General features: G+C 60.3%; 15 protein-coding genes. 5 read left to right on the forward strand and 10 right to left on the reverse strand.

All coding sequences use genetic code 11. The features are described from left to right. Nucleotides 1–110: 110 nt before the first annotated feature. Both E4633_RS14740 and E4633_RS14745 read left to right on the forward strand, forming a co-directional pair. A complete protein-coding gene (locus tag E4633_RS14740; RefSeq protein WP_135871276.1) occupies nt 111–311 on the forward strand; it encodes a cold-shock protein in 201 nt (66 codons plus the stop codon). A 289-nt stretch (nt 312–600) separates the two neighbouring features. After that, nucleotides 601–858 carry a DUF3553 domain-containing protein gene (locus tag E4633_RS14745; RefSeq protein ID WP_135871278.1) on the forward strand — a complete coding sequence of 86 codons (258 nt, stop codon included), beginning with the start codon at nt 601–603 and terminating at the stop codon, nt 856–858. A gap of 112 nt (nt 859–970) precedes the next feature. Here the strand turns inward: E4633_RS14745 and metE are convergent, their stop codons facing one another. Continuing rightward, the gene (gene metE, locus E4633_RS14750; RefSeq protein WP_135871280.1) at nt 971–3,277 is read right to left on the reverse strand and encodes a 5-methyltetrahydropteroyltriglutamate--homocysteine S-methyltransferase; all 2,307 of its coding nucleotides are present in this window, start codon (nt 3,275–3,277) and stop codon (nt 971–973) included. 302 nt (nt 3,278–3,579) lie between these two features. Between metE and E4633_RS14755 the strand changes: the two genes are divergently transcribed. After that, nucleotides 3,580–4,974, forward strand: coding sequence for a tetrathionate reductase family octaheme c-type cytochrome (locus tag E4633_RS14755; protein WP_135871282.1), 1,395 nt, complete (start codon nt 3,580–3,582; stop codon nt 4,972–4,974). A gap of 57 nt (nt 4,975–5,031) precedes the next feature. Here the strand turns inward: E4633_RS14755 and E4633_RS14760 are convergent, their stop codons facing one another. Continuing rightward, a complete protein-coding gene (locus tag E4633_RS14760) occupies nt 5,032–5,712 on the reverse strand; it encodes a YkgJ family cysteine cluster protein (protein ID WP_135871284.1) in 681 nt (226 codons plus the stop codon). A gap of 215 nt (nt 5,713–5,927) precedes the next feature. On the opposite strand from E4633_RS14760, the gene E4633_RS14765 reads away from it, so the two are divergent. Further along, on the forward strand, nt 5,928–8,660 hold the full coding sequence (locus tag E4633_RS14765) for a tetratricopeptide repeat protein (RefSeq protein ID WP_135871286.1): 2,733 nt from the start codon (nt 5,928–5,930) through the stop codon (nt 8,658–8,660). 62 nt (nt 8,661–8,722) lie between these two features. Here E4633_RS14765 and E4633_RS14770 read toward each other — a convergent pair whose 3' ends face one another. The 4 genes from E4633_RS14770 to E4633_RS14785 form a co-directional block, all read right to left on the reverse strand. Then, the gene (locus tag E4633_RS14770; RefSeq protein ID WP_135871288.1) at nt 8,723–11,245 is read right to left on the reverse strand and encodes a hybrid sensor histidine kinase/response regulator; all 2,523 of its coding nucleotides are present in this window, start codon (nt 11,243–11,245) and stop codon (nt 8,723–8,725) included. Next, the gene (gene ehuB / locus E4633_RS14775; RefSeq protein ID WP_281276788.1) at nt 11,242–12,063 is read right to left on the reverse strand and encodes an ectoine/hydroxyectoine ABC transporter substrate-binding protein EhuB; all 822 of its coding nucleotides are present in this window, start codon (nt 12,061–12,063) and stop codon (nt 11,242–11,244) included. Before ehuB ends, E4633_RS14770 begins: the two co-directional genes overlap by 4 nt. 256 nt (nt 12,064–12,319) lie before the next feature. Continuing rightward, on the reverse strand, nt 12,320–13,099 hold the full coding sequence (locus E4633_RS14780; protein WP_135871290.1) for a 4Fe-4S binding protein: 780 nt from the start codon (nt 13,097–13,099) through the stop codon (nt 12,320–12,322). A 40-nt stretch (nt 13,100–13,139) separates the two neighbouring features. Further along, nucleotides 13,140–13,559: an SseB family protein gene (locus tag E4633_RS14785; protein ID WP_135871292.1), complete on the reverse strand. Its 420-nt coding sequence runs from the start codon at nt 13,557–13,559 to the stop codon at nt 13,140–13,142. A 389-nt stretch (nt 13,560–13,948) separates the two neighbouring features. Between E4633_RS14785 and E4633_RS14790 the strand changes: the two genes are divergently transcribed. Continuing rightward, nucleotides 13,949–14,404, forward strand: coding sequence for a YbaN family protein (locus tag E4633_RS14790; RefSeq protein WP_135871294.1), 456 nt, complete (start codon nt 13,949–13,951; stop codon nt 14,402–14,404). A 14-nt stretch (nt 14,405–14,418) separates the two neighbouring features. Here the strand turns inward: E4633_RS14790 and E4633_RS14795 are convergent, their stop codons facing one another. The 4 genes from E4633_RS14795 to E4633_RS14810 form a co-directional block, all read right to left on the reverse strand. Next, nucleotides 14,419–16,053, reverse strand: a complete 1,635-nt coding sequence (locus E4633_RS14795; RefSeq protein ID WP_246038152.1) for a methyl-accepting chemotaxis protein — start codon at nt 16,051–16,053, stop codon at nt 14,419–14,421. Between the two features lie 147 nt (nt 16,054–16,200). Beyond that, nucleotides 16,201–16,671, reverse strand: a complete 471-nt coding sequence (locus E4633_RS14800) for an SH3 domain-containing protein (protein WP_135871296.1) — start codon at nt 16,669–16,671, stop codon at nt 16,201–16,203. A 132-nt stretch (nt 16,672–16,803) separates the two neighbouring features. Continuing rightward, nucleotides 16,804–17,121, reverse strand: coding sequence for a hypothetical protein (locus E4633_RS14805; RefSeq protein ID WP_135871298.1), 318 nt, complete (start codon nt 17,119–17,121; stop codon nt 16,804–16,806). 152 nt (nt 17,122–17,273) lie between these two features. Continuing rightward, entirely contained in the window at nt 17,274–20,540 is a 3,267-nt protein-coding gene (locus E4633_RS14810; RefSeq protein ID WP_135871300.1) for a cache domain-containing protein, read from the reverse strand. Between the last annotated feature and the right edge of the window lie 38 nt (nt 20,541–20,578).

Here is a 20,578-nt window from a genome sequence, read left to right on the forward strand (position 1 = left end):
CGTAAACACAGGTATTAAATAGCTTGCTTAAGTTATCCATAGCTGTTACGGTGGCTTTTAAATTCGGCACGTTGCCGAACACAATCAGCAACACTTGGAGAAAGAATCACATGGCAAACGGTACTGTAAAATGGTTCAACGACAGCAAGGGGTTTGGTTTTCTGGAGCAGGAGAACGGTGACGATGTTTTCTGTCACTTCTCCGCGATCAGCGGCGACGGGTTCAAATCCCTGGCGGAAGGCGATAGCGTGACGTTCGACGTCGTGAAGGGACCGAAAGGTCTTCAGGCCGCCAACGTGCAAAGGGTTTAACCGCACGATCAAGCCTATGTCCAAAAGAAGTGGCCCCAATGGTTTAATGCCAGGGGCCACTTTTGTTGCAAGCCTCTCCGCACCGCCCTCCCGGCTCAACCGCCGATTCGACTTTCCTGGCCACTCCTGAACCCGGCGTATCCTTCTGCCGTCACAACTCAAGTGGCACGATGCCTCCCGAAAATGTCCTTGGGGAATAGGGGGTACCACGCAGTCGGGTAATCGTTGATTGGGTGCTGCCCCGTGGCCGTAAGTTGCCTTTCATGCTGCAGACAAAAAGGGGAATAAGATGTCAATCAAACGCGGGGATGTCGTGGGTCATTGCGCAGCTGTCGAGTGGGGCTCGGGCAAGGTCGTCGAGGTCACGGCGAAGTGGGTCTCCATCCATTTCAACGACGGGGTGGTCAGAAAGATCGCATGTTCCCACTTCGAAAAATTGACGCCGGCGGAGTCAAGCTCATTCAAGCCGGTTCCGTCGGTGGCGCCCAAAGTCGCCGTCGAGGCTGTAGGCAAGGTGAAAAAGCGTGCGGGGCGCAAGGCAGCCTGATAAGCGCCAGGCGAGAAGACGCAGGGCGACTTTAACTAAAGCAAAAAAACGAGAGGGATCAGCCATGACGGTGATCCCTCTTTGCGTTATGGGTGAGGGTGCGGTTACGCTGCTAACCGGTGGCGTGCCGCGAGCGCACCTGCCGTGCGGCGTCCACCATGTTGGCAAGTGACGCCTCGATCTCTGGCCAGCCTCGGGTCTTCAGGCCGCAATCCGGGTTGACCCAGAGCCGTTCCACGGGAAGGACCTCGCAGGCGAGCTCCAGCAGCGCGACCATCTCCTCGATGGACGGGACGCGCGGGGAGTGGATGTCGTAGATGCCGGGACCCACGTCGTTTGGATACCCCTGCTGCCGGAAATTCCCCAGAAGCTCCATCCGTGAGCGGGACGACTCGATGGAGAGGACGTCGGCATCCATGGCGACTATGGAGGCGAGGATGTCGCCGAACTCTGAGTAGCACATGTGGGTGTGGATCTGGGTCTCGTCCCTCACCCCGGAGGTGGCGAGACGGAACGCCTCCACCGCCCACTCGAGGTATGCGGACCACTCGCCGCGCCTAAGCGGCAGCCCTTCCCGGATGGCAGGCTCGTCCACCTGGATCATCGCGATCCCCGCCTGTTCCAGGTCGGCCACCTCGTCGCGCAGCGCAAGGGCGATCTGCCGGCAGGTTTCCGAGCGGGGCTGGTCGTTGCGTACGAAGGACCACTGTAGGATGGTGACTGGGCCGGTGAGCATCCCCTTCACCGGTCGATCGCTCAATGACTGGGCGTAGCGGCTCCAGTCTACGGTCATCGGGCGGGGGCGCGCCACGTCTCCGAAGAGCACCGGAGGCTTCACGCAGCGCGACCCGTAGCTCTGGACCCAGCCGTTTTGCGTGAAGGCGAACCCTTCCAGCTGCTCTCCGAAATATTCCACCATGTCGGTGCGCTCGAACTCACCGTGTACAAGCACGTCGAGCCCGAGTTTTTCCTGTTTCTCGACGCAGAGCCTGATCTCTTCCTTCATGAAGACCTCGTACCCTGCACCGTCGAGGGAGCCGCTGCGCCACTTGGACCGCGCTTCGCGCACCTGCTTTGACTGCGGGAAGGAGCCTATGGTGGTGGTGGGGAGAAGCGGCAGGCCGTAATGTTCCTTCTGACGGGCGATTCGAACAGAGAACGGAGAAATGCGCCGCAGCATCCCGTCGGTCACCTGTTCAGCCCGGCGCCTGACTTCCGGGTTGGAGGTCGCCGCGGCCGCGCGCCTTCTTGCCAGCGCCGAGGCGGCCTGTCCCCAGAAAGCGTCTTCAGGTTTTTCGCATTCCGCCGCGTCGGCCAGGGCACGGACCTCGGCCACCTTCTGCGCCGCGAAGGCCATCCAGCTCTTAAGCTCCGGGTCGATCTTCATTTCCGCGTCCAGATCGACCGGAACGTGGAGCAGCGAGCATGAGGTGGCGACCATGACGCGCTCGCTTCCAAGCTTCGTTACGGCTTGCCGGATCGTCCTGTGTGCCTGATCCAGGTCGCAGCGCCAGACGTTGCGGCCGTCGACCACGCCAAGGGAGAGTTTCATCTGCGTGGGGAGCGCGGCAAGCACGGCATCGAGCTCGGCCGGGGCGCGGACGAGATCGATGTGCAGCGCCTCGCATCCCGATGCCGTGACGAGGGAGAGGTTGTCACCGATCGAGCCGAAGTAGGTGGCGATCAACAGCGCCGGTCGTTTCGGGCAGGCGCCGAGGCGGGCGAGGGCGGAGCTGTAGGCTTCCCGGCTTTTGGCGTCCAGGTCGAAGCAGAGGCCAGGCTCATCCAATTGAAGCCAGGAGACCCCGTGACCGGCAAGCAGCGCGAAGAGCTCCTCGTACACGGGCAGGAGCCGCTCCAGAAGGTCGAGCGTGTCGCTTCCGGCGGGAGCTTCTCCTGCGAACTTGGAGAGCTTCAGGAAGGTGACCGGCCCCGGGATGACGGGGCGTGCCGCGATGCCGAGCGCCTGCGCCTCGGTGAGCTCCGCCATGATCTTGGTGGGATCCAGTTTGAAGGCCTGGTTCGGTTCTAGTTCCGGGACGATGTAATGGTAGTTCGTGTCGAACCACTTGGTCATCTCGAGAGGGGAAAGGTCGATCCCGGCGCCGCGGTCCTGGATGCCGCGCGCCATGGCAAAGTAGCGGTTCAGTGGCGTGGCGATTCCGGCAAAGCGCGGGGGGACCGCTCCGACCGTTACCGCCATGTCCAGCATGTGGTCGTAAAGGGAGAAGTCGTTGCACGGAATCTGGTCGACCCCGGCTTCCTTCATGAAGTGCCAGTGACGGCTGCGGATCTCCTGGGCCGTGGCAAGGAGCGACTCTGCCGGAGTGGCGCCGCTCCAGTACGCTTCGAGCGCCTTTTTCAGATCCCGCGTTATACCGATTCTCGGGTGACCTAACACAGTTGCAAGCACCGCCATAATTTGTTTCTCCTATTGTCTGTCTATGACTGGTAACAAGGTGCCGTTGTCCGACAAGTTGAACATTTTAACAGCTTCGGCGCGATGTGCAGCTTAAAGAGGGGGAGCACTGCTTCGTTGTCAGATTCTACACTGGCAAGCCCGTACACGATGGAAGGCACTTCTGCGGCTTATGACCACTGCGGCGCAATTTGTCATTGACTACGTCCGGCATCAAATATAATGTGTTCCCGGTTCTTTACCGTCCGCATGCCTCGGGCGGGCGGGTCGCCAATCATACAGATCGCGGGGTCCAATACATCATGAGGAAATACCTGCTGCTGCTTCTGGTGCTGGTCTGTGCTTCCACCTCGGATGCCTCGTTGAAAGGGACGCATCGCTTCTTCTCCGAACCTTTCAAGAGCGGCCCCGAGGTGACCAAGACCTGCGCCGGTTGCCATGACAAGCTGACCAAACAGATCATGCAGACGGTGCACTGGAACTGGGGCAAGAAGCAGACGATCAACGGCAAGACCGTCGACTTCGGCAAGAAGAACGCCCTCGGTAATTCCTTCTGTCTTGCCGTCCCGTCCAACCTGTCCGCATGCACCAGTTGCCACGCCGGTTACGGGTGGAAGGACAGCACCTTCGATTTCGGCAACACCGACAATATAGATTGTCTCGTCTGTCACGAGACGAACGGCGCCTACAAGAAGTTCCCGCTGGGCTCGGGACACCCGGTCTACCAGGGGGAGAAAAAGGAATTCCCGCCCGGAAAGGTGTGGGAGCCTGTCGATCTCCTCGCAGCGGCGCGTTCCATAGAGCGGCCCTCGCGTGCGGCGTGCGGCGCCTGCCACTTCTACAGCGGCGGCGGTGATAACTACAAGCACGGCGACCTCGACTCGACCCTTGCCAATCCGAGCGGCGACTACGACGTGCACATGGGGGCAAAGGGGCTCACCTGCGAGTCTTGCCACAAGGCGCCTGACCACGACGTGAAAGGGGAGGCGCTTTCCGTTTCGCCCGGCTCCGGTCCCCGCGCCATGGGGTGCACCGACTGTCACAAGGGCGACGTTCATGCCATCAGGATCTTGAACATACACATGAGGCGCGTCGCCTGCCAGACATGCCACATCCCGACTTACGCCAAGGGAAGCCCGACGGTGCTGTCGTGGGACTGGTCGGCCGCTGGTAAGAGCGCCCCCGAGGGGGCAGACCCGCTCAAGATCTACGACAAGGCGCGCGGCGAGCTGGTGCTCGGCAAGGACCTCGTGCCGACCTACATGTGGTACAACGGGACGGTGGAGCGGGTCTTCATGGGTGACAAGATCGATCCCGGCAAGGTGGTGCGGCTTTCCGCCCCTCGCGGCGACCGCTCCGATCCGCAGTCGAAGATCTTCCCGTTCAAGGTGCTGAAGGCGAAACAGCCTTATGACCTGGAAAACCGTATCATAGCCGTCCCCAACATCTTCGGCCCTGCCGACAGCGAGACGGCATATTCCGCTACTTTCGACTGGAACAAGGCGATCGAGGCGGGGATGAAGGCGGCCGGGCTTCCCTACAGCGGGAAGTACGGCTGGGTGGAAACAACCACGGTCTGGTCGCTGAACCACATGGTGGTGCCGAAGGAAAAGGCGATCAGGTGCCGGCACTGCCACGGCGAGAACGGACGCATCGACTGGAAGGGACTCGGGTACCCGAAGGACCCGCGCGGTTAGCCGTCAGGATATGCAAGGAAACGAAAAGGGATCAGCCGGAAAGGCTGATCCCTTTTTTTATCGCCACAGATCTTGCGGGAGCTTTCCTCCGTTTAGAAACAGCTCCCGGTACTCCGGGTTTTCGAGAAAGGCAATGACCCCGGTGCCGAGCTCGATGCTGCGGTCGTCAAGACCGCATGAAAGAAGTCCAGCGGCAAGGGAGGTGAAAGCGGCATCATAGGCCGCCTTGCGTAATAAGTCGGTAGGCACCAGGCGGTCCTCGTCACTTACCACCGGGGCGAATGCTTCGCGACAGCATTCGCTGTCCAGAGACGTTATGGCGCGGCAGGCGAGGGGGCGTACCGGATGAACGCCGCAGGCGCCGTACTGATCCAGCAGCGGGCAGGACATCCTCTTCAGTATCCGCTCTTCGTCGTCCATCCATCGCGTCCAGGAGCGGTGCTGCCCAAGCCGTTTGCGCAGTTCGTCCAGTTCCCTTTGAGGAGTCTGCTCTACCAGCCGTTGTGCGATGATCATCGCCTCCGGAAGCAATATGGCGACGTTCAAGACGCAGCAGTAGGGACAGCCCGCGGTGCAGGCCATGGGGCGATCGCTGCAGATCGCTTCTGCTTCCTCGGCGCAACCCGAAACGGCGGCAGCCAGGGTGGCTTCTGTCGGAGTGCCATCCAGTAGCCGCAGCACCTTTTCCGTCGTCAGGCGGCGAAACTCCTCTTCATGCCAGCGGTCGATATCTCTCATACCGGATGATTCTACAGGAAGAATCCGCCGTGTCACCTTGTGAAATTTCATTGTGCAGGCTGGAGGCGCTAGACCTCTTCTGTCATAGAATACTTATAAATATTCTTTGACTTTATTCCTTGGCTAAATTAATCTTTCGCCAATTTATGGCGGTTTCCGGTTTCTGTCTGAGACTCGGGCATAACCAGAGAATTTATTGCAACGTGAGGTCTTGAATGAGCGCTGTTCGCATTCTTTTAATGGCTGTTGTGCTGACATGTTTCACTTTCTCTTCCGCTGCGTTTTCCGAAACAGATGAAGCGGCGATGTTCGCCCAGGCGAAGAACCACTACCAGGAAAAGGGGTACTACTACGCCTCGACCTGGCTTGAAAGGATCCTGAAGAAATACCCGAAGACGCCCCAGCGCGAGGAGGTACTCCTGATGCTGGTGAAGTGTTACACGGCGACTTCACGCGATGAGAAAGCCGTCCGGGCCGTTAACACGCTTCTGAAGGATTACCCGAAGGCCGCCGACAAACTCGATCCTGATGTCCTGAAACTGGTTCAAGAGAGGGCGCAGCAGGAGCCGCCCAGGCTTGCGGAGCCCCAGGAAGCTCCGAAGCCTGTGGCCAAGGTACAGCCATCGCCTTCCGGCGCGGCTAAATTAGCTGTTCCGGCTGTTCCCGCAGCATCGGTTGCCGTCTCTTCCTTGAAAGCACCAGTCGAGGGGGCACTTCTGGGTGTTGGCGGTGTCGTGCCGGCGGAACAGAAAAGGGATGATAACGCAAGGGCTGAAGCTGAAGCCAAGGCTGAGGCCGCCGCAAAGGCCGCGATGGCAAAAGCGGAACAGGCCAGGTATGAGAAAGCCCGGGCCGAAGCGGCTGCCAAGGCGGAGCAGGCAAAGGCCGAGAAATCCAAGGCTGATCCGGTTGCCAAAACTGAAGCAGCGGCCAAGGCTGAACAGGCGAGAATGGAGAAAGAGAAAGCCGAAGCGGCAGCAAAAGCTGTGGCCGCCGCAAAGGCTGAACAGGCAAGGGTCGAGCAGGCTAAAGCGGAGAAGGCTAAGGCCGAGGCTGCGGCCAGAGCTGAAGCAGCGGCCAAGGCCGAACAGGCGCGAATAGAAAAAGAGAAAGCCGAAGCGGCAGCAAAAGCCGCGGCCGCCGCAAAGGCTGAACAGGCAAGGGTCGAGCAGGCTAAAGCGGAGAAGGCTAAGGCCGAGGCTGCGGCCAAAGCTGAAGCAGCGGCCAAGGCTGAACAGGCGAGAATAGAAAAAGAGAAAGCCGAAGCGGCAGCGAAAGCTGAGGCCGCTGCAAAGGCTGAACAGGCAAGGGGCGAGCAGGCTAAAGCGGAGAAGGCCAAGGCCGAGGCTGCGGCCAAAGCTGAAGCAGCGGCCAAGGCCGAACAGGCGAGAATAGAAAAAGAGAAAGCCGAAGCGGCAGCAAAAGCTGAGGCTGCCGCAAAGGCAGAACAGGCAAGGTTCGAGCAGGCTAAAGCCGAGAAGGTTAAGGCTGAGGCTGCGGCCAAAGCTGAAGCAGCAGCCAAGGCTGAAGCAGCGGCCAAGGCTGAACAGGCGAGAATAGAGAAAGAGAAAGCCGAAGCGGCAGCGAAAGCTGAGGCGGCTGCAAAGGCTGAACAGACAAGGTTCGAGCAGGCTAAAGTCGAGAAGGTTAAGGCTGAGGCTGCGGCCAAAGCTGAAGCAGCAGCCAAGGCTGAAGCAGCGGCCAAGGCTGAACAGGCGAGAATAGAGAAAGAGAAAGCCGAAGCGGCAGCGAAAGCTGAGGCGGCTGCAAAGGCTGAACAGACAAGGTTCGAGCAGGCTAAAGTCGAGAAGGTTAAGGCTGAGGCTGCGGCCAAAGCTGAAGCAGCAGCCAAGGCTGAAGCAGCGGCCAAGGCTGAACAGGCGAGAATAGAGAAAGAGAAAGCCGAAGCGGCAGCGAAAGCTGAGGCGGCTGCAAAGGCTGAACAGGCAAAGATCGAACAGGCCAAAGTTGAGAAGGCTAAGGCCGAAGCGGCCGCGAAGGCTGAAGCGGCCGCGAAGGCTGAAGCCGTGGCCAAGGCTGAAGCCGCTGCCAAGGCTGAGCAGGCCAGGATAGAGAAAGAAAAAGCCGAGGCGGCAGCGAAAGCTGAGGCGGCTGCAAAGGCTGAAAAGGCAAAGACCGAGCAGGCCAAAGCGGAGAAAGCTAAGGCTGAGGCTGCGGCCATGGCTGAAGCAGCGGCCAAGGCCGAACAGGCGAGAATAGAGAAAGAGAAAGCTGAAGCGACAGCAAAAGCCGCCGAGGCGGCTGCAAAGGCAGAGCAGGCAAGGATCGAACAGACGAAAGCCGAGAAGGCTAAGGTTGAAGCAGTGGCGAAGGCTAAGGCCGTGGCTCAGGCGGAGGCAGCAAAGGCTGCAACCCTTGCAGTTCCCATGGAGGATCCTGCCTTGGCAGCAATTCCGGAGCCTCCCACAGCACCTCCTGTTGCCGTGGCAGCACCTGTGGCTGTTGCTGGGGGCGAGTCGGCAGCGGCTACGTACACCCTCGATTTCGGCTCCTTCGTGCTCAAAAGGGACATGATCGAGATCAAGAAGAAGATCAGGAAAGCAGGAATGGTACCTGTTGTAGTGCCTGGTCCCAGGAAAAAGGAACAGATGAGCCGGATCTACGTCGCCGAGTACACCGAGAAGAAGGCGGCGGACCATATGATACAGAAGCTGCGCAAGGCGAAGGCGGACTGTTTCATACTTCAGGATCGCCGGGGAAAATTCAACCTCTACGCAGGCTCTTACTTTGACAAGCCGAGCGCCATCGAGGAACAGGTGCGTCTCGCCCGCTTCGGCATCACCACTGAGTTAAGGCAGCTGTCGGTTCAGGTCCCGACCTTGCAGCTTACCGCCGGTTCCTTCGAAAGCGAGGACGCCGCTGCGAGAAGTGCAGGTGAACTGGAGAGGGCAGGAGCTAAGGCGGTCGTGGTGCCGCGGCCGCGCTAAGCCGTGACTTACTTCGGATCGAGGAGAGGCAGCCGGTTGGCTGCCTTTTTTCGTTGGTAAGGCTACGGTTCGCTCAGGACTTCTCTTACCTTGCGGGCCAGCGCCTTCATGTTGAATGGTTTCTGGATGTACTTAACATCGGGGTCGAGAACGCCGTGCTGAGAGATCGCATCGGCGGTGTATCCGGACATGTAAAGGCATTTCAAGCCGGGCCGCGCGGTGAGCAACCGGTCGGCAAGCGCCCGGCCGTTCATACCTGGCATGATGACGTCCGTTAACAGCAGGTCGATCTCTCCCGGATGCTGCTCGGCGGCTTTGAGCGCCTCATCAGGGGATGAAGCTGCGATGGTGCGGTATCCCTGCAGTTTGAGCATGTCGGTTGTCATCCGCAGAATCTCGGGCTCATCTTCCACTACGAGGATCGTCTCCTCTTTCCCCTGCGAGGGCTCCTCGCTTGCTTCAACTCCGATCGGCATCTCTTCTCCGCCATGGCGCGGCAGATAGATGGCGAAACTGGTACCTTGGCCAGGCTCACTGTACACGTGGATGGTCCCCTGGTTCTGCTTGACTATGCCGTAGACGGTGGAGAGCCCAAGTCCCGTTCCCATCCCCGGCCCCTTCGTTGTAAAGAACGGTTCGAAGATCCTCTCGACCGTCTCCTTTTCCATCCCACAGCCGTTGTCGGTAACAGTGAGGCTCACGTAATCTCCAGGATGAAAGTCCGGGTACTCCTGGCAGTAGGTCCGGTCGAGGGAGATGTTGGCGGTCTCTATGACCACTTTGCCTGATCCCGTTATCGCATCTCTTGCGTTGACGCACAGGTTTGCAAGGAGCTGGTTCAACTGCGACGGGGCCATGAGCACCGGCCATAGTTCTTGTTGTGGGAGCCACACCAGTTCGGTCTCTTCTCCGATCAGGCGCTTTAGCATCGCGATGGTGTCGCCTATCTGCGCGTTCAGATCGACCACCTTCGGGGAAACTTTCTGCCGTCGGGCAAACGCCAAGAGTTGCTGGGTCAGGTTCGCCGAACGCTCGGCAGCCTTGACGACCTCGTTCAGCATGCCCGATACCGTCTGCTTGTCGTCGCCTAGCTCGTGCAGTGACATTTCTGCGAAACCTATGATGACAAGCAGCATGTTGTTGAAATCGTGAGCGATGCCACCCGCCAGTCGGCCGATTGCCTCCATTTTCTGCGCCTGCAGGAATTGCTCTTCCAGCTTTTTCTGTACGGTAAGGTCGGTGTGGGTGCCGGTCATCCGCAGGGCGGCGTTCACCTCGTTACGCAACACCACCTTCCCTCTGGTGAGTACCCATTTCCAGTCGCCTGACTTCGTGAGAAGGCGCTGCTCCATTTCAAAGATCTCGGTTTCGCCTTCCATGTGTGCCTGCAAGAGTTCGCGGGTGCGTGGGAGATCGTCCGGGTGCAGCAGGTCTGTCCACACCGGCCGTGAAAGCTCTCCCTCTCCGGGGGCGTAACCTAGGATCTCCCATCCCCTTGGACTCAGGTACGTCGCCCCGGTCACCATGTCGATATCCCACAGGCCGTCGTTGGTCCCCTCCAAAGCGAAGCGCAGTCTGCTTTCGCTTTCCCTAAGGGCTAGCTCCGCTTTCCTGCGCTCAGTCATGTCCATGACGCTTGTGATGAAATAGAGCGGGGCACCGCCGGCGTCCCTGAGCAAGCTGGAACTTCCCATGCCCCAGAGGATCGAACCGTCTCGGTGCAGGTAACGGGCTTCAAACCGGAATGACTCCTGTTTACCGTTCACGGTCAGCCGTCGCTGTTCCAGGAACTGGGCGAAGTCGTCCGCCTGCATGAAGCTCGACAGCGGGTGTCCCGGCAGTTCCTCCGGATCGTAACCAAGCATCTGGGCGAAAGCGTCATTCACCATCAGCAGCACCTCGTCAGTCGTCGACAAGGAGTATCCCGACGTCGTCCTCTCGAAGATGGTGCGAAAGCGGTTCTCGCTCTCGCGCGAGGAGGCGTAGAGTCGATCCCGCGCCCGCCCGGCCTGGTACACCACACCGCAGAGGGCGGACAAAAAAAGCGCCGCGGCAAAAATTGTCCAGCCGAAACGGCGGTCCAGTTGCTGCGATATCCTCCTTAGCCTTTTCTGCGAAAGGGTGTCTATTTCGTTTGCCTGCAGCTCCAGTTGCTGGAAGGAGACCCGCAGCGCCACCTCGTGGGCGGCACGTGCCGTTCCTCCTTTTTGCCACTTTGCCAGGATGGTCTCGAATCTGCTGACGCTGTCGTTGAAAGAAGCAGCGGCGTCCTTATGGTCGGCGCCGAGCCGCATGGTTGCCCGGTCCAGGGAGGAGATGGACTGGCGCAGCAGGGCAAGCCCCTCGGCTTGGCCAAAGGAGGAACCGGGCTGGCCGGCGAGCGTCAGGTGCAGAAACCCCTTGCTTAGGTCGATGCGGGCCTCGCGCAGGTCTTCCACTTCGGTCAGGGCAGCGCGCAGGGTCTGTCGTTGTTGAAGGTCGAGCCAGTAGACGGTGGTGCAGACGAGAATGGAGAGGAGTACGGCGCTCCCGACCGATAGCCAGGAGTGCGAGCGGATGCGCTGATGCAGAGGTGCGGCCGTCATGGCCTCGGCTCCGATTTCCCCTTTGCCGTGGGGGGGAGTTCGTCCGCGGTGAAACCAAAGCGTGAGACCAGTGCGAGATGTTCTTTGGTGCCGATGTAACCGTCGAGCGCCCGGTTCCAGGCCTCAAGCAACGCCCGGTCCTCTTTCCTGAAGGCGAAGGCGCCAAGGCCAAGCGAGTCGCTATCCACCCTTGCGGGTGCCTCTGCCGCTTCGACCTGCTCCTTTGAGTGCTGGGCGATCCACCGTGCCGTAGGAGATGAAATTGCCATCCCCGCGGCGAGGCCAGACGTCACTGCGGCGAGGCCGGTGAGTGTATCGGGAACGGCAAGGAGTCTTCTTGATGGAACGCCTAGACGGCGCAAGGTGTTTTCTTCAACGGATCCGTTGAGGACGGCAATGGTTACGTCGTGTGTCGCAAGCTCTTTGTAGGAGTACAGTCGGAGGGGATTGCCGGCAGGAACCAAAAGCCCCGGCCTGACCTGGAAGGTCGGCGCGGAAAAGGCAACCTGCATTTTTCTTTCCGGTGTGACGAACATGCCCGCAGCCACAACGTCGATGCGGCCGGCTTCCAACTCGGTAATGAGGGAACCGAACTCGGCCTGGCGCCAGGTAATCTGATCAATACCGATGGTCTTCGCGATGTGTTTCGCGATCTCGGGCGATTCCCCGGTCACCGTGCCGTCTTGGGTAACGAAGGCGTAGGGAGCTTCCACTGCATAACCGATCCGGATGGTCCCGGCGTTGCGCAGCCGGGCGAGGGAGTCATCCCTTGATACGTTTACCAATAGCCACACCGCTGCAATCGCAACGATCAACACGAGAGGAATGCTGTATGAGTATCCGCGCTGTTTCAAGGGAATCCCCGCCGCAGATGTGTTGAGACAGGGCGGCCTGGATGGCGGCGTCTCTGTATCTGGCTCTGGTGCAGAGTGGGCAACAAGGGATGATTATCGCACCAGTTGGGAGTAAATCAAACAGGTGGGCGGGTGATGAGCAAAGCGGGCGAGGTGCAAGGCGAAAGGTGTGGAACTCGAAGGGGGCTGGCTCCGAAGGTGCCTGCCCCTTGCTGTGGGGTTACAGGAAAAAATCCGGTTCCTTGCGGCGCGAACAACTGTCGACAAGCATCTGCCGCCTCTCCGCAACCGACGGGTGGTTCATGGTCCGCGCACCGGGGGGACATACCCGTGTGCAGGCGCAGCACTTGATGCAGCCGGCGGCGTTGGTCCTGACGGCATCGCCGACCTCTATGACGAAGGTCGGGCAAATCTCGGCGCAGGCACCGCAGAGGGTGCATAGACCTTCATCGGTGTCGGGGGCGGCACCGCCTAGTGGCGGCCTTTCCTTGTACGGGAAAGCTCCGGGGATTTGCGGTTCACGCCGGGAGGGATCGGCCGCGGCGCGTGAGGCGAGGGTGCCGAACTCGACGGCCCGGCCCAGGTCGTCGCGGTCCGGGCGGCCCAAGGCCACGGGGTGGGAGTCGGTTGCATAGGAGTGTTCGCCGATGAATGCCCCCGCGGCTGATACGCTGAAGCCCTTGGCGCGACAGACGTCGGCCATCTCCAGGAGGGCGTCCTCGAAGGCCCGGTTGCCGTAAACTGCGGCGATGACGACGGGCATGCCGGCGGCCTGGAGCCGCTCGATGCGCTGCAGGAAGAGCTCGGGCACCCTCCCGGCGTAGACCGGAAAGCCGATGACGGCGATTCCTTCGTCCAGGGTAAGGTCGATCCCTTCCCGTACCCGGGTGAGGTCGTGATGGAGTACCTTCCCCGTACCGAGCCCCTGCGCGATTGCTGTCACCGTTTTGCGCGTGGCCCCGGTCGGGGAGAAATATATGAGGTGGATGGTCTGGTTCATTTTATCTGTGCTAAGGACGGGACCCCGCCCTTTACTTTCATCAGGCTTGGCGTGCCCCGGCAGCCTCGGCAGCCTCGGCGTTGCAGCGTTCGACGGAGTCCCTGAGCCAGGCAATCTCCTCGGGGTGGAACTCCTTGGAATATTCGGTGCCGACGTTCAGAGCCCAGTGCAGGGGCGGGGTGGTGCTCAGTGCCAGCAGGTGGCCGGGGACCTCTATGTACGGGGTCTCGGCGTCCCAGGCCTGGAGGCGCTCCAGGGTGCTGAAAAGCATCAGGTAGTCCTTGCCGTCCGCCTCGGTGATAAGCGGCAGTACGCCACCGGACTTTTCTACCTGTTCACTCTGCTTGAGGATGGGGACGAAAAAAGCCGAGTTAAGGAAGAGGTCGTAAAACTCGGACTGCTTCTTGCCGTCCCTTAAGTTCTGGCGCAGGTTGACCAGCGCCTCGTCAAACTTTTCCATGCAATTTCCTTTTGCGTTTCGGTTGTGGTCAATTGGTCACGGGCACCATACCGGATGGGGTGGATCATTTCAAGGTTTATATGGATACTTCGATGGTTCAGCCATCCCCCAGCCGGTCGAGTAGCATGCCCTGGTACTCTTGCAAGAGAACGTCCCACGTGAAGTGAACTCCGCAGTTTTCTTTATGGCGGACGGAAGGCGGATGCGGCGGGTAGCTGTGGCGGGAACGGTGGGGGAGACCTGCGTGCTGCGCCCCGTGCGGTGGTACGGCTTGGGCTCCAGGATAGGTGCCGCCGTCAGTCGGGATTCCGGATGTTAAAACCAGATGGGATCGCTTACAATTAGTCTGGATGAAATGCAAAGCTTGGAGCGGGGGGCATGCACGTCGGATGAAACACCGTCATCTGAAGATCAGGCTGGTCAAGAGCGAGTGGCTTCGTTACCTGCTCATCGGCATCGGGCTTCTCTCCCTCGCCGGCGGCGTTGTCGGGCTTTTTCTTCCTCTGGTCCCGAGTGTCCCCTTCCTGCTGGTCGCGGTCATCTGCTTTTCACGCAGTTCCGAACGATTCCATACCTGGCTTGTGGAACACAAGCACTTCGGGCCGATGCTCAAGGAGTACCTGCTGCACGGCTCGATCCCGCTGCGCGCCAAGTGCCTTGCCATCGGCGCGATCTGGATCTCGTTTCCCGTTACCACCTTCCTGTTCGTGGACCGCATCTGGCTGAGAATCGTGCTCCTGTCCATCGCCGCATGCGTGACCATCTACCTCGCGGTGCTGCCGACCTCCGCCCGGCGCGGCGCTGAGCGCCGGCCGGGAAAGAAGGCTGGCAGAGGGGACGGGTAGTGTGAGGTTAGAGTTCAGTCGATCTTGAACTGCCGGACCCTCGACTGCAGTTGCGCCGCGTTCTGGCTCAGTTGCTCAGCCGCTTCCGCCGAGTCGTGGGCTGCCTGGGTGGTCTGCTGCACCACGTAGGTGATCTGCTGCATGTTGCCGGAAATCTCGCGCGTGGTCGCCGTTTGCTCTTCCGCCGCGGTGGCCACCTGGTTTATCTGCTGGGTCACCTCGCCGATGCACTCCATGATCTCGCGCAGCGCCTGCTGCGATTTCCCCGCCTCGGCGCTTCCCTTTTCCACCTCGGCCACCCCGGCCTCCATGGAGCTCACCGCGGTCCTCGTTTCCTGCTGGATCACCTTGATCATCTCGGCGATCTCCTTGGTGGCGCGGGTGGTGCGCTCGGCAAGGGCGCGCACCTCGTCGGCGACCACTGCGAAGCCGCGGCCCTGTTCGCCGGCACGCGCCGCCTCGATGGCGGCGTTCAGCGCAAGAAGGTTCGTCTGGTCGGCGATGTCCTCTATGGTTCCAAGGATCTCGCCGATCTGCTCCGAGCGCACCCCGAGGCCGCCTACCGTCTGAGCAGATTCCTTTACACGCTCAGCGATGTGCTGCATCGCCTCGATGGCCCCGGCGACAACCCCCGCACCCGATGAGGCGGTGGTGTTCGCCCGGCGTGCGAGCTCCGCGGCACCGGCACAGTTGTGTGCGATCTCGCCGGAGGTCGTTGCCATCTCCTCGCCTGCCGTGGCGACCGAACCGATCTGCCCGTGCACCTTGTCCGCGCCGTCCGCCATCACCGCCGCGGTGTCCGATAGCCTGTTCGAGGCCATCGCCACCTCCTCGGCCGAATTTCTCACCTCGGCTACCACGTCCTTCAGTTGGGCGGCCATGCGGTTCATGTCGTCGGCCAGCATGCCGAGCTCGTCGTCACCAGCATGGTCGATGTACGTCCCAAGGTTTCCCTCTGCGATCAGGTTGACGCCGCGCGCCAGTTCGCTGACGGTCCGCTGCACCGACCGCACCAGCACCAGCATGACCGCCCCGCCTACCACGAATACGATAAGAGCGATCACCAGGCAGTTCACCAGCACGCCGCGCAGGGCCGAATCGATGCGCTTCATGGAGATGTCCGCCCCCATCACGTACTCGGTGCCGTCCGCACCGCGCGCCGGCACGAACAGGGAACGGAAGACGCCCCACTTGTCGGAATACTGGTCGTAGTGCGGCTTGCCGTCGGCAAAAGCCGCCTTTAGTCCCGCGCTTGCGTCCTCATAGGCGTCGAAAAGCTTGCTCTGTTCTCCCTTTTCCTTTTCTTCGCGCGTGTAGCTGGAGGAGGAGAACACAATCTTGCCGTCCTTTTTCACTGTCGTGTAGATGTAGTTGAGTCCGGCCCCGTTTGCGTAAGTGGTGAGCCGATCGCTCAGTGCCTGGAACTCTGCGGGGGTAGGTGGGGTCGTTGCCATCCTGGCGTGGTATCCGTCCGCGACCATGCGCACGCCTTCGACGCAGGTGCGCAGTTCGCGGTCGATGTCCCCCAGGATCTCCTTCTTCTCCGCATAATAGGTATGTACCGTGAAGGCCGTCGTGGTGAGGAGATTGAGGACGATCATGGCGCCGAAAAACTTGGTGGATAACCGCGTCGAGGTGAAACCTTTCATGCTATCTCCTGTGCCTTGAGTGGTCGATGGCCACCTTATCGGTCGCGGGAAGATCAATCTTTAACTATTCGATCGAGGAAAGTGAGGGGAGGAAAGGGATGGAGCCGGGGGAATGGAAGGGGGACCGTACCCGGTCCCCCCGCTGCCTTACTTTTTGTGCTTCATGGCTACCTTGATCTTTTTGATGTCCTTGCGCATCATCGCCACGTCCCTCTCCACGGTGAGCATCTTCAGGCGCAGGTCGGTGATCTGCATGGCGAGCTTCTCGTTGGAAGGGACTTCCTTTACCGGTTCGGCGGCCGGGGCGGGCGCGGAGACCGCGACCGGTTCAACGGATGCGACCATGACCGGAGCGGCTGCAAGAGCCCAGCCTCCGACATAGCCGGCCATCTTGCCGTCTTCGGAGGAAACCTTCACCCAGCCTCCTGAGCACTTCTCTGCGCTTACCTTGGTTTCCTTCTTGAGGATAGCCACCACTTTCGCCTTCTTGCTGGGGCTCTTGCGCAGACGGATTTCGGGCGCGGTCACCGTGCAGTTGGTGCTTTCTGCCAGTGCCGGGGCGGCGAACGCGGCTATCGCCGTTGCTGTGAGGATGATGCTGCGGATCTTGATGCTCATGACGTCTCCTTTGGGTATCGGATTTAGGACCTCTACGGTCGAAGTAAGCGGTACTGCATGAAGTGCTGTTTTGGGGGGCACACACTCAGGTAGGATAATACCTTGTCGTTAAAAATATTCAATAAAAAAGTATCAATTTGATGCGGAGTGTTTCTCAGTCAGTGCCAACTCTGTTTGAGCAGACATCCTTCTCGCCTGCTTCAGTTTTGCGAGTTCCACCTTGCGCATGATCTCGTTGTACTGCGAGATGCTGACGTACTCCCCTGTCAGATCGCGTCTGGCTGTGTCTGCAACCTCGGGGAAGAGGCTCATCGCCGAGTGCAGTTGACCATACTGGTAACAGGAGATCTCACAGCTGTTCGCTTCTTTATCCTTTCTGAAGCCTGGGTTTGCTGCGAAGAGGGCGATAATTGCGATACAGAGGAAGAGCAAGAAGGGGGTCTTTTCCATTGAACTCTCAATGCCCCTGCTGCAGGGCTCCTTTCGGAAGTGTCTGGCCGGTCTGTTTTGTATCGGCACAGGGGGGGGCTTCTAAAGCAAAAAATAAGGGCAGCATCGGAATAGTTCCGGTGCTGCCCTTGTCAGTCAGAGCTGCGCTTCTGCTAGAACCTTTCGAAGTCCGGGTCCTCATGCTCCATCTCGAGGGAGAGTCCGGCGCCGGCTGCCTTGCGCCTTGCGGCGGGGGGGAGGACCTTGGCCGATTGTGTGAGCGGTTTCTTCGTTTGCACCTGCTTCACCTTCGGCTTCCCCGCCTTGGGTGCTGCATGCTCACCACCTTCCATCTTGAAGAAGCCGATGACGTCCTGCAACTGCTCGGCCTGGCTGGAAAGTTCCTCCGCGGTGGAGGACATCTCTTCGGCAGCCGAGGCGTTTTGCTGGATGACCTGGTCTAGCTGCTGGATCGCCTTGTTGATCTGCTCGGCGCCGGTATCCTGCTCGCGGCACGCCGCCGAGATCTCCATGACCAGCTCCGCGGTCTTTTGAATGTCGGGTACCATCCGGTTCAACATCTCCCCTGCGCGCTCCGCGATCTCGACGCTGCTGGAGGAAAGGTTGGAGATCTCGGCCGCTGCCTTCTGGCTCCGCTCGGCGAGTTTTCTCACCTCGCTTGCCACAACCGCGAACCCTTTGCCGTGCTCGCCGGCGCGCGCCGCCTCGATGGCGGCGTTCAAGGCGAGAAGGTTCGTCTGCCGCGCGATCTCCTCGATGATGGAGATCTTACCGGCGATCTCCTTCATGGCGCTCACGGTATGGGTTACCGCTTCGCCCCCCTCCTTGGCGTCCTTGGCCGACTTGGAGGCGATCTTCTCGGTCTGCAGCGCGTTGTCCGCGTTCTGCCGGATGTTGGAGGTCATCTCCTCCATGGAGGAGGAGACCTCTTCCGCGGCGGCCGCCTGCTCGCTCGCCCCCTGTGACATCTGCTCCGAGCTGGAGGAGAGTTCCTGGCTGCCGGACGCGACGTTGTCGGCGGCTCCCTTCACGTCGGTCACCACGTAATTCAGCTTGTCCAGCATCGCCTTCAGGGCGATCAGCAGTTCGTCCTCCGGGGAGCGCTCCGTGAGCTTCAGCGTGAGGTCGCCTGCGGCGATTTTTTGCGCCACCTCGGCGATGTCGCGGTTCGCCTTGGCCGAGCTGTTCACCGCGGCCGCGATGGTGTCGAAGGTGTGCTTTACCTCCGAGGTGTCGCTGTCGGCGGGCTCGGTGGTGAGGGCGACGTTCACGTCACCCTTCGCGAGTTTTGCCAGCCCGTCGACGAGTTTCTGCGTCTCCTTGTCCTGGTAATCGGCGATCTTTTTCGCCTGGCGCGCCGCCTGTTTCACCGAGGTGAGGTCGGTCACCACCTCGAAGGCCCCGATCACCTTGCCGTCCTTGTCCTTGATCGGGACGCCGGTGTAGCTTATGTCGAGATCCAACCCGCCGGGATGTGCGTCGGTCTCGCGGGTCGCATCGAGCGCGGTAGTCATGGCCTGGGCGCAGGCACAGTTGGCGCTCTTACAGTCGGAGGTTTTGAAGTGGTCATAACACTTGGTCCCGAGTACCTGCTCCTGGGTTTTTCCGCCTACCTTGGCGCCCAGCTGGTTCATGTAAAGGACGTTGAAGTCCTTGTCGATGATCATGGCGGGAGCCGGCATGTTGTCCATGAAGCCGACCATCGTGGTCAGGGAATCGTTCACCCCTTGGATGATCTCGCGGTAGGCACCCTGATGCTTCCCGGCATCGGCGCGGGCGGTGAGCCTCCCCTCGGTCGCGGCCTGTGCCAGATCGACCGTGTCGCCGTTAAGGGTCTTGATGACTTCGGCACAGTGGTTCACCGCACCGGCCAGCGCATCGAAGATCTCTTTGGCTCCGCCGGTATCCGCGTCGCCCTGTGCGGTCGCGATGGTGAAGTCGACCTCACCCTTCGAGAGCTTCTCCAGGCCGTGCACCAGTTTCCTCGTTTCCTCCTCCTGGTAATCGCTGATCTTCTTCGCCAGCCGTGCAGCCTGCTTCACGGCGGTCTGGTCGGTCACCACCTCGAAGGCGCCGATGATCTTTCCGTCCTCGCCGTGCAGCGGCAGCCCGGTGTAGGCGATGTCGAGATCGAGACCGGCAGACGGGTGTGCGTCGGTCTCGCTGCTTGCCGCATTGCCGCCCTGCATCGCACGCCCGCACGCGCATCGGTCCGTCTTGCAGTCACCGGTCTTGAAGTGGTCGTGACATTTGGTGCCGACCACCTGTGCCTGGGTCTTGCCGCCGACCTTCGCACCCACCTCGTTCATGTACATGACGGTGAAGTCGCGGTCGATGATCATGGCCGGCGCTGGCATGGTGTCGAGAAGACCGACGAGACGTGCGATGGTGGCGTTCACCCCTTCGATGATCCTGCGATACTCACCGCGGTGTTTCCCCGCGTCGGCGCGCTCGAGGAGCTTGCCGTCGACGGCCGCTTTTGCGAGCATGTTCGCGTCGGCGGCCATCGCCTGGACCGCTGCGATGGTGACGTTCAGGTTCTTCGCCAGGATGTCCTTTTCGGACTTGGCCTGTAACTGAATGGAAAGATCGCCCGCCGCGATGCGCTCCGCCGCCCTGGCGGCCTCGGCGATGTTGGCGACCATCTGCTTGAACGCTTCGGCAAGCTGGCCGGTCTCATCCTGGCTGTTGACCGCTATGGCTGCTTCCACGTCCCCCAGGGCAAGGTCGTTTGCCGCGGCTATGACCTGCCTTATGTTCTTGCTGATCCTCGAAGCGACCAGGTAACCAAGGAGCAACACCGCGGCCGCGATCGCCAGGGTGATGATCGTCATTTTCCAGCGCATGTCGTTGATCACCTGTTGCAGGTCGTCCATGTAGAGGCCGCTGCCGACGACCCATCCCCAGGGCTTGTAAAGTTTCACGTAGGAGAGCTTCTGCACCGGGATCGTCGAGCCGGGCTTGGGCCAGAGGTATTCGACGATGCCGGCCCCCTTGCTCTTCGCGACGTTTGCCATCTCAACGAAGATCGCTTTTCCTTTGGAATCCTTCGAACCGCCCTGGTCCTTGCCGTCGAGTTCCGGCTTGATGGGGTGCATGATCATGACCGCGTTCAGGTCGTTGATCCAGAAATACTCGTTGTCTGCGTAGCGCATCTGCCTGATGCGGTCCATCGCCCGCTTTTTCCCTTCTTCCAGCGTGAATTCGCCCTTTTGCACCCTCTGGTCGTACTCCGCGATTATTTCGACCGGTATGTCCACCACCGACCGCAGCGTATCCTCCCTTTCGGCCAGTATCCTCTGGTCCAGTGCGGGTAACAGGTAAAAGAAGTTCACCGCCGCTATTATCACGACGGTGCTGAGCGATACGCTCAGGACCTTCGCCGCAATGCTCCAATCTTTGAAACTTTTGATCTTCATCTCATCTCTCCCCTTGTAAGCCAAATGGTAAAACTGGC

Origin of the sequence: Geomonas terrae (assembly GCF_004791675.1) — a bacterium.
Lineage (GTDB): Bacteria > Desulfobacterota > Desulfuromonadia > Geobacterales > Geobacteraceae > Geomonas > Geomonas edaphica.